This is a genomic window from Paenibacillus sp. cl6col (assembly GCF_900102125.1).
Lineage (GTDB): Bacteria > Bacillota > Bacilli > Paenibacillales > Paenibacillaceae > Paenibacillus_B > Paenibacillus_B suaedae.
In genome coordinates, this window is record NZ_FNAZ01000005.1 from 180,329 (window position 1) to 192,567 (window position 12,239).

General features: G+C 45.4%; 17 protein-coding genes. 13 read left to right on the forward strand and 4 right to left on the reverse strand.

The features are described 5' to 3' along the window. Positions 1 to 12: 12 nt before the first annotated feature. From BLS15_RS15170 to BLS15_RS15185, 4 genes are all read left to right on the forward strand, one after another. Positions 13 to 1,254, forward strand: a complete 1,242-nt coding sequence (locus BLS15_RS15170) for a phenylacetate--CoA ligase family protein (RefSeq protein ID WP_021253297.1) — start codon at positions 13 to 15, stop codon at positions 1,252 to 1,254. A gap of 52 nt (positions 1,255 to 1,306) precedes the next feature. Further along, positions 1,307 to 2,329: a bifunctional 3-deoxy-7-phosphoheptulonate synthase/chorismate mutase gene (locus tag BLS15_RS15175; RefSeq protein ID WP_028533832.1), complete on the forward strand. Its 1,023-nt coding sequence runs from the start codon at positions 1,307 to 1,309 to the stop codon at positions 2,327 to 2,329. 81 nt (positions 2,330 to 2,410) lie between these two features. Continuing rightward, positions 2,411 to 3,016 carry a chorismate pyruvate-lyase family protein gene (locus tag BLS15_RS15180; RefSeq protein WP_028533833.1) on the forward strand — a complete coding sequence of 202 codons (606 nt, stop codon included), beginning with the start codon at positions 2,411 to 2,413 and terminating at the stop codon, positions 3,014 to 3,016. Positions 3,017 to 3,019: 3 nt separating this feature from the next. Continuing rightward, on the forward strand, positions 3,020 to 3,337 hold the full coding sequence (locus BLS15_RS15185; protein ID WP_028533834.1) for a hypothetical protein: 318 nt from the start codon (positions 3,020 to 3,022) through the stop codon (positions 3,335 to 3,337). A gap of 210 nt (positions 3,338 to 3,547) precedes the next feature. Here BLS15_RS15185 and BLS15_RS15190 read toward each other — a convergent pair whose 3' ends face one another. Continuing rightward, positions 3,548 to 3,838, reverse strand: a complete 291-nt coding sequence (locus BLS15_RS15190; RefSeq protein WP_021253293.1) for a hypothetical protein — start codon at positions 3,836 to 3,838, stop codon at positions 3,548 to 3,550. A 26-nt stretch (positions 3,839 to 3,864) separates the two neighbouring features. Then, positions 3,865 to 4,137: a hypothetical protein gene (locus BLS15_RS15195; protein ID WP_021253292.1), complete on the reverse strand. Its 273-nt coding sequence runs from the start codon at positions 4,135 to 4,137 to the stop codon at positions 3,865 to 3,867. A 339-nt stretch (positions 4,138 to 4,476) separates the two neighbouring features. Here BLS15_RS15195 and BLS15_RS15200 point away from each other — a divergent pair, with 339 nt between their 5' ends. Beyond that, on the forward strand, positions 4,477 to 5,043 hold the full coding sequence (locus tag BLS15_RS15200; protein WP_254777350.1) for a CPBP family intramembrane glutamic endopeptidase: 567 nt from the start codon (positions 4,477 to 4,479) through the stop codon (positions 5,041 to 5,043). 250 nt (positions 5,044 to 5,293) lie between these two features. Here the strand turns inward: BLS15_RS15200 and BLS15_RS15205 are convergent, their stop codons facing one another. Beyond that, the gene (locus BLS15_RS15205) at positions 5,294 to 5,548 is read right to left on the reverse strand and encodes a hypothetical protein (protein WP_021253290.1); all 255 of its coding nucleotides are present in this window, start codon (positions 5,546 to 5,548) and stop codon (positions 5,294 to 5,296) included. Between the two features lie 189 nt (positions 5,549 to 5,737). Here BLS15_RS15205 and BLS15_RS29030 point away from each other — a divergent pair, with 189 nt between their 5' ends. The 7 genes from BLS15_RS29030 (at position 5,738) to BLS15_RS15235 (ending at position 9,861) form a co-directional block, all read left to right on the forward strand. Next, positions 5,738 to 5,902, forward strand: coding sequence for a hypothetical protein (locus BLS15_RS29030; protein WP_155987360.1), 165 nt, complete (start codon positions 5,738 to 5,740; stop codon positions 5,900 to 5,902). Between the two features lie 70 nt (positions 5,903 to 5,972). Beyond that, complete coding sequence (locus BLS15_RS15210) at positions 5,973 to 6,869, forward strand: AraC family transcriptional regulator (protein WP_175460781.1); 897 nt, start codon at positions 5,973 to 5,975, stop codon at positions 6,867 to 6,869. Positions 6,870 to 7,060: 191 nt separating this feature from the next. Further along, positions 7,061 to 7,438: a cupredoxin domain-containing protein gene (locus BLS15_RS15215; protein ID WP_021253288.1), complete on the forward strand. Its 378-nt coding sequence runs from the start codon at positions 7,061 to 7,063 to the stop codon at positions 7,436 to 7,438. Between the two features lie 179 nt (positions 7,439 to 7,617). Beyond that, complete coding sequence (locus BLS15_RS15220; protein WP_021253287.1) at positions 7,618 to 8,046, forward strand: DUF86 domain-containing protein; 429 nt, start codon at positions 7,618 to 7,620, stop codon at positions 8,044 to 8,046. Positions 8,047 to 8,138: 92 nt separating this feature from the next. Continuing rightward, positions 8,139 to 8,786, forward strand: a complete 648-nt coding sequence (locus BLS15_RS15225) for a helix-turn-helix transcriptional regulator (RefSeq protein WP_090512339.1) — start codon at positions 8,139 to 8,141, stop codon at positions 8,784 to 8,786. A 218-nt stretch (positions 8,787 to 9,004) separates the two neighbouring features. After that, positions 9,005 to 9,445, forward strand: a complete 441-nt coding sequence (locus BLS15_RS15230) for a DUF948 domain-containing protein (protein WP_090512343.1) — start codon at positions 9,005 to 9,007, stop codon at positions 9,443 to 9,445. Positions 9,446 to 9,477: 32 nt separating this feature from the next. After that, positions 9,478 to 9,861: a YtxH domain-containing protein gene (locus BLS15_RS15235; protein WP_021253284.1), complete on the forward strand. Its 384-nt coding sequence runs from the start codon at positions 9,478 to 9,480 to the stop codon at positions 9,859 to 9,861. A 110-nt stretch (positions 9,862 to 9,971) separates the two neighbouring features. On the opposite strand, the gene BLS15_RS15240 is transcribed toward BLS15_RS15235, so the two are convergent. Continuing rightward, complete coding sequence (locus BLS15_RS15240; protein WP_227774739.1) at positions 9,972 to 11,003, reverse strand: phosphodiester glycosidase family protein; 1,032 nt, start codon at positions 11,001 to 11,003, stop codon at positions 9,972 to 9,974. A gap of 338 nt (positions 11,004 to 11,341) precedes the next feature. On the opposite strand from BLS15_RS15240, the gene racE reads away from it, so the two are divergent. Further along, a complete protein-coding gene (gene racE, locus BLS15_RS15245; protein ID WP_021253282.1) occupies positions 11,342 to 12,154 on the forward strand; it encodes a glutamate racemase in 813 nt (270 codons plus the stop codon). Positions 12,155 to 12,239: the final 85 nt, after the last annotated feature.

Below are 12,239 nucleotides of genomic sequence, written 5' to 3' on the forward strand. Positions count from 1 at the left end.
GGAGGTGCCCTTATGACCGATATTCAGAGGGAGCGGGAGGAGAAGTTCAAGAATTTATTAGTACGCCTAATGAAATCTCCTCTATATCAGGATCGATTAGCGAACTATAACATCGATGATATCGGGATGGAGCACATTCAAACACTGCCCTTGACAACGAAAGAAGATCTCCGGAATGCCGGTACTTTCGGACACCTAGCTGTCGAAATGAGTAAGATTGCCCAATACCACGAATCCACGGGTACAACCGGAGAACCTTCCGCTTCTTGGTTCACGCATGAAGATATGCGAGTAGGCGGAAGACAGCTTCAGGAATGCGGAGTCCGATTAACAGCGGATGATCTTGTGCTGATTCGATTCCCGTATGCACTGGCGCTGCCCGCCTTCTTAATGCAGCAAGCTGCTTGGCAGACAGGAGCAGGGGTTGTACCTGCAAGCGGACGTACGGTAGTTACACCATATCCGAGAGTATTAAGTCTTATGAAGCGCCTACAAGTTACCGTATTAGCGGGGCTTCCGCGCGAGATGGAGCTTCTGGCTGAGACAGCGCGTCTCATTGGTTTGGATGTGAACACAGAATTACCAGCGCTACGGGCTATATGCGTCGCTGGTGAGTTAATGAGCGAGAAACGCAAAGAGCATATCGAGAGGCTGTGGGGTGTACCCGTTTTTAATATGTATGGTTCGACTGAAACCGCGAATATTGCAACCATGTGTGAGTATGGATCGATGCATATCGTGGAGCAGGATTTTTACGTGGAAGTGCTGCATGAAGATGGTTCAGGTCCTGTTGCTCAAGGAGAAAGAGGGTTTGCGGCGATAACAACGCTCACACATCAAGCTTCTCCTCTGTTGCGATACTTTAATGAAGATATTATCTCCGTCGAACCTTCCAGGTGTGCTTGTGGGCGAGCAATGGGCAAGTTGGTGCATTACGGTAGAAGTAAGGATCGAATCGTAATCGGTGATACGATTCTAGATGCTTATGACATCCAAGAAGCTGTCTATTCGTTGACACCTGCCCCAGATGCATGGAAGGTATTGGAGCAAGAAGAGGGATTGTACGTTCTTCTTGATTCGCACGATGCTGGACAATGGAGTAGGGAGGACATCCAAACTCGATTAGCTGAAAAGCTTCATTTACCAATCACCCTTCAAATCATTACCGACGCAACGCTTCTCGATCGAGTTGGGCTCGTAAATAACGCGCCATCGACCAAACCGGTATATATCCAGAAGCGAAATAAAATCTAAGCTGATGAGGGAAAGGCTGCAGTCAATTGTGAAAAAGAGGGGTGTACTCGTATTGAGCGACAAATGGAAACAATTAATTACGCAATGGGATGGAATTAATAAACAATTGCTTGATCTGATGAACGAACGTGCACGAATGGCTGCGGAAATCGTTCAAGAAAAGAATAAGCAGGGCATTTCACAAGCGGAGCCAGTTGGCAACCAACAACTACTGAAAGAGCTTGCTACCCATTCTTTGGCGAATCCTGAAATAAAAAAAGAGGCTCCTGCCGAGCGCAAGCTTCTCGTTAGCCGCCAGCATAAGAGTGAGGATACCGTTATTCAAGTAAATCATACTAAAATCGGCGGCTCTTCGCCTATTATCGTCGCTGGCCCCTGCTCTATTGAAAGCAGAGATCAGCTGCTTACCGTTGCTGCCGCAATGAGGAATGCCGGCATTACCGTCTTACGAGGAGGCGCGTATAAACCAAGAACATCACCGTATGATTTCCAAGGCCTTGGCGAAGAAGGATTGCAAATCATGAAGGAAGTGGCTGATGAAACGGGGATGGTGACGATCAGTGAGATCATGAGCCCTAAGCATATTGACACGGCAGCTCGTTACATTGACATCTTTCAGATTGGTGCCCGCAATATGCATAACTTTGATTTGCTGAAAGCCGTTGGCCAAACCCAAAAGCCTGTCTTGTTGAAACGCGGTCTCTCCGCCACACTCGAAGAATTCGTATTTGCGGCTGAATATTTGCTATCCAGCGGGAATAACCAAGTTATGTTAATTGAGCGCGGAATTCGCACCTACGAGAAATGGACGCGTAATACACTCGATATTTCTGCTGTTCCGATATTGAAACAAGAGACCCATCTCCCCGTTCTCGTGGATGTTACCCATGCGACTGGTCGTAAGGATATTATGCTTCCATGCGCGAAAGCAGCGTTAGCAGCTGGCGCGGACGGTATTATGGTCGAAGTGCATCCGAATCCGCAGGTTGCACTTTCTGATGCGAAGCAGCAGTTGAATCTTGACGAATTTCACACCTTCTTGCAGGGTCTCCGCGATTCCGGTCTCTATCGTTAGCAGCAAGGCATCATCCCAGAAGTTGCTGTACACAGGTTATATATCAACACGAGCTGACATACGGCTAATGGAGGTAACTGTATGACAGATACCGATGGCAAGGACTCGAAGTATGCGGGGAAAGAATTGGACTTTTTGCAGAAACTGATTTTCGATTTGCTATTAGTGACAGATGGAAGGACAACAGATTTGCTGGAAACCTTGTTGGATGAAAAGATGCGCGTAACGGTCATTCGACAAGAGCAATTGAATGAAGTACCTGCTGATTATCAAGTGGACTCCTCTGCCGCTCCTTTATATCTGAGAGAATCATTATTGATAAGCGACAAAAGTGACTTAATCGTTTCTCACAATATTGCAATCGTGAATTCAAAGTACGTACCCGATTCTTTGTTTGAGAGTATTGCTCATAGACAAGAGGGGATTGGCAAAGCAATCAGCTCGATGGGATTACAATCCTACAGGAAAGTGGTTGATTCTGGGCTCAAGGGCGAAGAAGAGGCTGTTGATCTGTTCCAAAAGCCTCACAATCTTCGTATCCCTGAGCTGCACACTACTAAAATCCCTTACAAGAGATATGACATTTATTTTCAGGTATTTCCAGGGATTCATATGCTTGAATATTTTAATCCAGAAGTCATTAGATACCGTTTGAACAAGGTTCTCAATTCCAAAATGGAGGGATAAAACATGAGTGAGGAAATGAAAGAACAGAAATCGACGGACAAAGAGGAAAAAGAAAAGGCGAAAGAGCAGGCTAAACTTGAGAAGAAAGCAAAGAAAAAAGAAGAAAAGAAAGAAAAGGAGAGACTGAAAGAACAGAAGGAGATTGAGAAAAAAGCTAAGAAAAAAGAAGAAGAGCAGGCAAAAGAGCAAGCAAAGAAGCAAGAAAAAGCACAAAAGGAGCAAGAAAAGGCACAAAAAGAGATTGAGAAAGAGCAGCGTGAAAAAGAAAAAAAGGAAAAAGAAAAAGAAAAAAAAGCAAAAGAGAAGGAAAATAAAGAGTAATAAATACATGAAAATGTAATAGGGACTGCTTTCTTATTATCGTTGAAGGAAGTGGTCCTATGTTTTCTCAATAATTCAAACCATGCTCTCGTAGCAGATGCGTGTCCAACTCAAAAAAACCTCTGGTCAATAACGTACGTTCATCAACCAAGAGGAGAAAACACGAAACAGAGAGTCAACCCTTTTATTTAATTGTAGCGATGGCAAAATTCACTTTCTCTCCATATTGCTTTTCTGACTGTTTTTCATTTGTTCTGCGAATTCCATACCTGAATTCACCAAATGCTCACTGGCATGTTGTACGCCAATTTTAACGGCTGCGAACAGCTTTCCAGCAGGAATATCGGATGGTTGATCCGCATCCTCCATCGCATCAATAATTTGCTTCTCTGCTACATTCGCGCCGCTTTTCACCGCTACGGAATAGGTATTGGCGAAATGTAAAAATCCGTTCTTCACATCACTAAAGAACTTCGACATCCCTTGATTACTCGTTGCCAATTGTGTCATCTCCATTCTAAAATCATCTAATTCGGTGGTCTCTCTTGCTTATCATTGACTTGCAATTCTTTTTCTTCAGATAATTGCTCACTTGTGGAAACACTTTCCAAAGGTGCTTTTGGATCATCCTTTAGCATTGGAGCTGGCTGAACTTGGATGGTTCGTTCCTTTCTATCCATGAAAAATTTTAATATTGCAACAATGACTCCGACCAGAAGGACAAATGTCAGTACACCGGCTAGGGTTAGTCCGAGAATAAAGATTACACGATCAGCAAAGCCCATTTCCTTCCTATCCATGTCAATACTCACATCCTCTCACAATAGTCCAGTATATGTATGGAGTGCCTCGATAATATGGACACATGAGCACCCTCCAGCGTAATTCCACGATTGTCTATTCCATAAGGAGGATAAAGAATGAATTTCACTTTATTTCGAAATGTAGCTTGTCTATTCTTGGTTGGATCACTTATGATCTCCCTGCAAACGCAAAACTACATATTGATGGGTTTGTGGGTATCCTGTACTGGCTTGCTTTTCATTTACAAGCCAATGCGATCATTTCTCCTGACAACGATAGGCTTGGGGGTCGGATTTGCTCTCTATTTATTCATAAACTCAAGTTGGATTCACGATTTGGAGCCCAAAGAATGGCATATCCTTCTCAACAGATTGTCACTGATTTGTATCCTCATTCCCTTGCTTGTCTTAGCGCTTATTCAAAAATTACCTTTTATGCTGTATGCGAAAAAACCGCTTTGGAACGAGCGGATAGATATACCATTTATTTGGTCGGGCTTCCGTCAATCCAAAGTTAAGGTTTTCTTGCCCGTCGCAATTGCAGCGACTTCTGTAGCTTTTATGCCGTTTGTGATTCGAAACGGATGGGGTCACGTGCAAGAGATTTGGTTATTCGCGCTCGCTTTTTCATTCATAAATGTGTTGGAGGAGATCATCTGGCGAGGGGTGCTTCTTAGTCGGTTCTCTGAACAATTAGGTGATAGGTGGGCAGTAATTGTGACTAGCGCAGGGTTTGGTTTACAGCATTATTCCCTTGGATTCCCATGGGGCGTTTGCATCGCCTTTGCGCTGGGTGGGCTGTATTTCGGAGGAATTACGATCAAATCCAACAGCCTCATTCCTGTCGTGTTCTGGCATACGTGGATGAATGTTCTTATGATTTTCAGTGGTCTGCTCTTATAGCCGCGAGCGGTACTAACATGCGTTCACAGCTAGGAAAGGGAAGATAAAAAAAATTTTAGAAAATGGAGGGTTATTCAAATTTACAATGAATAAATGGTATAATTAGGTTGCTTTGTTGAGAGGAGAAAAAGGGCTGAAAGTTTATGCTGCAAGGCATAACAAAAACTCCCTTCCCGCACGAGGCAGTAAGAGAGTTTGTATTCTGCTTATATTCAGTGAACGAATCCGAACGGATGAATCGTTGTGCGATTTACTTAGCCAGCAGTTCAGGCAAGTTGATCTGCTCGTCAAGCTGGTCTGCGAAGCGACTCATGCATTTGCAAATGAAATCCTTGCGGCAAATCGGGCATGGAATAGTAAGCAGTCTGCTAACATGTTTGGCACCGTGATTATAAAAGACGCGGCATAGCGTACCATCTTGCAATTTTACTTTTACTTGATAAAGGTTATCGGCATCGTTGCGTTCGATTAACGTTTTTTCCTTTACAATCGGTTCATAGGTCACGTTGGCTTCACCTGCATCCTTAAATTTTTTGCAAGTAACATATTATGTTGTTTGGGCTCGTTTGTCAATTTATTTCTTCACGAAGGGTGGAAAATCCATATTCCAAAAATTAAGTATTTTCATTTGTCTTGCAGATGGTGATACATATAGTGAGCGAATGACTTTGAGACAAAATTGGAGGAGCCCACCATGCATGAAGACGACACAGAATTCAAGCATCTTAGTGAACTAATTGAAAAGAGAAACGAACTTCAAAATGAAATTAACTCCATACTTGCGCGAATGACGATGAAGCAGGAGGAGCGGGTGTCCAAACTTGCTGAGAGTATTTCCGCTTCACACAAACGCAAATAAGCCTTTCTCATAATCTTAACCAATGTTCACCTCTATATTCATAGCAGAATGCCAGGAGGTTGATAATTATATGATAAGGTACTCTGACTTAGAATCATCGGGCCACGCTTCAGTTGAAAAGGGAGGCGAGCAGCAGAACGTGATGATGCCGAGAATCGAGCAAATGGTGCAAGGCAATCATCCAAGGGTGACCCTCGCGCATTGGCACTCGCATTGGGAAATCAATCGTGTCGCTGGGGGGGGCGGCCTATATATCATTAACGGAACACAGTATACGATCCAGCAGGGCGACATTGTGCTTATCCCACCTCAGCAATTGCATCGGGTATGCGGGACAGATCAGCTGCTGCTGGAAGCGTTTCATATTGAGACGCCTCACCAGATGAATGGTTGGTGGGCCGAAGATATGAGTTCCGTAATACATCGTATCGGACAAACTGTGCCACATGTCCTGTATCGGTCTATGCCGCAATGCGGATTGCTATCCGAAGTGTTGATGGATGTGAAGAAAGAGCTGGCTCAGAGGGAGTTTGGCTATGTATCTATCGTTCAAGCACAATACATGCGGCTGCTGTCGCTGCTTAGCAGATATGCTAGCAAACCCCTCTCTAGCTATACTCCTGCGCCATCTAGAGGTGTGCAGACGGTGAAAGAAGTCATACGCGTAATGGAAGGTCAACTAGCCTTTCCATGGACGTTGAAGAAGCTCTCTGATTTGGCACATTTAAGCCCATCCCGATTCAGTGCGTTGTTCCAACAGACGGTAGGCACATCACCACTGGATTATCTCATCAGGCTTCGATTGACATATGCAGCTCAGTTATTAACCTCTTCGAATGAAAAAATCATCGAGATTGCCGCAGAAAGTGGCTTCCGCAACCTGTCCAACTTCAATCGACTATTCAAGGATCACTTCCAAATGTCACCTAGTGAACTGCGAGATACGAATGAACAGCTAGAAGCGTAATGTTATTTTTTACATGGATATCTTCTCCTCAAGACACAAGAAATGTCATTTTACACCTATTTGATGTTCATTGAATTGTCACATTTACAAAATTTGCTTCCGGAATTTACAAGAATGTATTGAGAGAAATAGGAAAGATTTTGTAATATGAGAAGTGATGAATGTAACTGACGAAGGGGCGTAGAACTGTTATGCAGAAATGGGCTATGTTCATTTTGTTCAGCATTGCGTGCCTGCTTGCCGCTGGCTTGATGCTGTTCAATATGCCGAAGCCGGAGGTCGAGGAGGCAGCTCCTGAGGGAGTCACTCTAGTTAAGCTTGTGGCAACGAGTGATTTTAAGTTCGACCAACCGGAGTATAAAGTGAAGGCTGGGGAGAAGGTTCGCATGAAGCTTGTGAACAAATCCGGCTTGCATGGTGCTGAAATTAAAGATTTAGGCATTGATCTGAAGGATGGCCAAATGGAAAAGGACGTTGTATTTGAGAAACCAGGCAAATACGAAATCCAATGTTCGGTTATGTGTGGAACAGGCCATGATGATATGAAATCGGTTCTTATTGTAGAATAATACGTTTTTAGTTGAGAGAAGGGGCTGGCAAGCTCCTTTTTTTCATGCCGCAGGCAGGAACAGGAGATTGATCACCTACGCCGAATGTAGTAATGGGACGGAAGACTTAGGCTTTGAGGGATGAAGTAGAAGTCGACTTCCGCGTTATACGCAATACCATCTCAAGGGAGGGCTAACGAATGTATTACGTGAACATGGAGCAGATCGAGCAGCGTCTTGATTTTATACCGAATCTCATACAGACAGTAGAGCAGATTATAGCGAAATGGGACGGAAGTCTACATAGCTCGTTCGCGCAGGAACGTGCGCTGCACATCGCGATCGAGATCATAACCGATGTCGGCAGCTTGCTTATTGACGGATTCTTGATGCGTGATGCGAGCAGCTATGAGGATATCGTCGAGATTATTGCTCAGGAACAAGCGGTATCACCTGAGCTTCATGCGTCGTTGCTTCAGCTTGTTGTCTTGCGCAGGGCGCTGGTTCAAGATTATATCGCTTGGGAGAGAGGGGCGATACATCCTCAGCTGTCCAGCCTCCCTGTATGGCTGCCAGAATTCGCTCAATCTGTTCGCCACTTCATAACGAAAGAACTGGCACTAAAATAATTCATGTATGGGATCTTAGGCAAGGTTGTTGTCTGTATGGGAGTGATGCGATACAATGACGATACGATGACAACCAAAGTTAAGGTGGTTACATGAAGCAACCAGTACGCAAATTATCCACACGTGAAGAGATTATGGGCTTACTCAAGACAAATGGAGCTATGTCTGTTGCTCAGCTTGCCAAGCAGCTGGAGATGACAGAAATGGGGGTAAGACGGCACTTATATGCCATGCAGCAGGATCATTTGCTGGACACCGAAATGGTTCGTCAGCAGATGGGTCGTCCCTTGCAAATGTATCGCTTGTCTGATACGGGTGACGAACGATTTCCGAAGCAATATCATCAGCTTATATTAGATCTGCTTCAAGAAATGGAATCTTGGCAGGATGAGAATAGTGTCCAACGTCTATTCGAAGGCAGAAAACAGTCGATGCTGGAAAAATACACACCCCTTGTCCAAGGCAAGAATTTTGAAGCACGATTAGAAGCGCTTGGTCACATCCAAGACTCAAATGGATATATGGTAGAGACGGAGCAAGTAGACGATGGAAGCTGGCTCCTGCATGAGTACAATTGTCCGATCGCACAAGTCGCTCAGCAATATAAAGAACCGTGTGCTTGTGAACTAGCTTTGTTCCGGGATTTACTGGATAGTGATGTAGAACGGACAGAATGCCTTGCTGAGCGGGGTCAGCGCTGTACGTACAAGATTCGTCCTCGAACAGACAAGCAGGAATAAATGGAATGAGTTCAGCGCACACCGTTGCACAGCCGTATTCCTGCATAGGTTAGGTAGATGTAGGCAGACCCCTCAGGGGTCTGTCTTTTTGTGCTGCACAGGACAGGCATACCCAAAAAGTACAGGCATGGGTGTGTCAATACGAGCCCAACTTCCTTATACTGTCAATACGACATGGGCATGCGCCCGGTTGATTTCACAGCTAAGGAGGGGAGACGATGACGGAATGGAGCATCTTGTTGGCTGCTATTGCTTGGAGTGCTGTATGTATAGCTGCTATTGTTCTGATTATCCGTGGGATGCGCACATTGGGGAAGGCAGACGCTAGTTTGGATGAAGGGAAGCAATTAGCTCACCAGCTCCAAGTGTTGACGCGTCGTGCTGAGGATGTGCTGAAGGAAACAGAACAGATAGTAGGAACGGTCAAGGAGTGGACACATGAATTGCAGCGTGCCCGGGATATCATTCAACGAGGAAATGATGCATTGGAGCGAATTATATCTCATGCTAGCCAGCAAGGTACGGAATCTGCATGGAAGCAGCGACTGACGGATATCCTCCAGCTATTCGAGCTAGGATGCTCTATATGGGCCTCCATTCAAGGGAAGCTATCTGGGCGCTCTCCTAGCTCGTCTACATCTCCTAGCTCGGAGAAATAGACCGGGAACTGAGTGATGAGGAGGAAGGAAAGATGAGCAATAAGAAGTTTTGGATAGGGGCATTAATCGGAAGTGTGATTGGATCGGTATCGGCATTGCTGTTCGCACCGAAGAGCGGTCGCGAGCTGCGCAAAGATATTGCAGAGGGTGCACAGCAGGTCAGTGAACGGACACAGGAGTGGGCAAGGCAGGTTGGAGAGCAGACAGACGAATTGATTTCATCCGCCAAGGGCAAGGTTTCATCCTTCAAGCAAGGCTTCAGCTCATGGAAACAGCGGAATTCAGAAGAGGCGCAAATCGCGGCCATTTCAAGCTTATCTGCTGAACAAACAGCAGAACCGACTGAGGAATGGAATGAGGAAGCAGAGGCGGAAGTGAACGTGCTGGATGGGGAGAATAAGGAAGAAGTACAATAGCCGCAAGGAGACGTTAGCAGCGTTTATTGTTAAAAATCCCTACCACTTTATGCGTAAGCAATGAGATGGTAGGGATCATTGTGTTTTCAAATACGTCTAATTAACGTTGATTACCACTTGGATGGATCGATATCACCCGGATTCAATCCTTCCCAAATGTTAGGGATGTTCGCTTCTTCAGGATGTTCAAAAATTAAAAATGCAGTAGGCAAGTAACGTTCGCCATATTGGCTTGATGGTGAATTTTTGATGACGCCGTCCTTCTCGACAAGTACAGTAGACGAGCCTCCGTCCAAGTTAGCAGCGATGATTGCGCCATTCTCGAGCATAATTTTTTGGCAGTCGTATAAGTCGGCCCCGATACTATGAGGCTGGCGGCCATCAATAACAAGGAATAAAATTGCTCCATCCTCACGCTGCCCCATTACCGTCCGAGGTGCAATTCCCCAACCGTCCGCATGATTGCGGATTTGCCCCTTGCCGTTCACGATCATGCGAGGCTGGAAGGTAACTGCTTCTTTTACCCCCATGTCGAGCAGCTCGCTCACCGAGAAGTTACCGGCGACCATTTTCCCATCCTTATCTATCCCTACAATTTGTGTATTTTTCTTGCCTACTCCGTTGTAATATAACTTGCCGTCGTTGATGACGACTCCGATTGGTTTGAAGCCATTGCCTTCCCAGTTCGGATCAGCGAATCCACCGCCATTGACTCCTGCAAGGGCACCAGTACGTTTTACCATGCTAGAGACCTTCTCGCCTCTTCCAGCCTTGCCGGGAACGCCAATTCGAATTTTGGATGGATCGTTCACTATCATCAGATACCCACTGAACGAAGCACCGGTAGCGCCTGTACCACTTACTTCCTTATATTCGATGAGTGGTTTTTTTGTTTGTTCAGCAATGGAAGGCTTCTTGATATCAATCGTGGCTTTCTCATCTCCCATTCGCTCGAAGTTCTTCCAATACTCTTGGACACGCTTGTCTAATTCGGCCTGACCAATAATATACTTGGCCCAATGTCGATGCTGCGTCGTGATTAGTGTATCGGCAATCAAGAACCGCATATCTGTACCGGAAGGGGTCAGGAATAACCATCCGGCGCCTAGGGAGCAAATTAGGATGAAGATAGCCGCAACCATGCGCAGAATGCGCCATACAGATCGTTTTTTCCTCGGCTTCCCTTGCTTGGGATTGCTAGTCCGCTGTTTTGCTCGAATTGCGTGGCGCGGAGGCAACGCTCGATTCTTATTGTGTTTGGAGATAGAACGCTCCGTTTGCATCTTTTTCAACCCTTTCTGATTTGTCTCCACCTATTAATGACGTTTTTTGGAAGCGAAAAGTTTCGCACCGTGTTTTGCCAGTACTAGATGACTTGAACCTTGTCCTTCTTACTGATAAGATCGAGGTACGTTTTATTTAAAGAGTACATATGGTAAGTAAGGTCAGTCAATCAAGAGACGAAGGAAGCGGTGTATTCGTGCAGCAAGCTATAGCCATGCTCGATTCGGGTGTCGGTGGGTTGACAGTTGTCAAAGAAGTGATGCGTCAACTGCCGCGGGAGAAAGTCATCTATTTCGGTGATACAGCCCGCTCGCCTTATGGTCCTCGTACTGCCGAGGAAGTAAGGCTGTTCACCCGTCAAATCGTAGATTATCTTATTCAATTCCAGCCTAAAATGATCGTAATTGCATGCAATACAGCGACAGCCGTAGCATTGGAATATATTCGAGCTTACGTGTCCATTCCTGTAATCGGAGTCATTCATCCAGGTGCCCGTGCGGCGCTGTCCGCTACCAATAGCGGCTATGTCGGTGTTATCGGAACAGAAGGCACAATCCGCAGTGGCGCATATGAACAAGCATTGAAGCGGCTGTCTCCTCATGTTGAAGTAGTCAGTCAAGCTTGTCCTCGTCTAGCTCCTCTTGTTGAGAGGGGGATGTTCAGAAACAGTGAATCGACCTCTGATGTTGTACGCGAGTCACTCGAACAGTTGCAGAATGTACCTATTGATACTCTCATTTTAGGTTGCACCCATTATCCATTCCTGTCCGATTCTATCCAAGATGCGATTGGACCTAAGGTACAATTAATAAACTCAGCGGAAGAGACAGCGCGCGAGATCAGTACGATTTTGCAGGACAAAAGCCAGTTGGCGAATACGGAAGCAGTACCGGTTCATCAGTTTTTCTGCAGCGGCGATCCGGAAATATTCCAGAATATCGCCCGCCAGTGGCTTGGCGAGCAGATTCAGGCTACTCCAGTCATTTGGCAAATTCCTAAAATCATGTAATCCAAAATCATTCAATGAGATTCATGAACTTATATATGATCATGATATTTGAGGGCGTTCCTTTGAGCAGATAGTCTGCCAGATA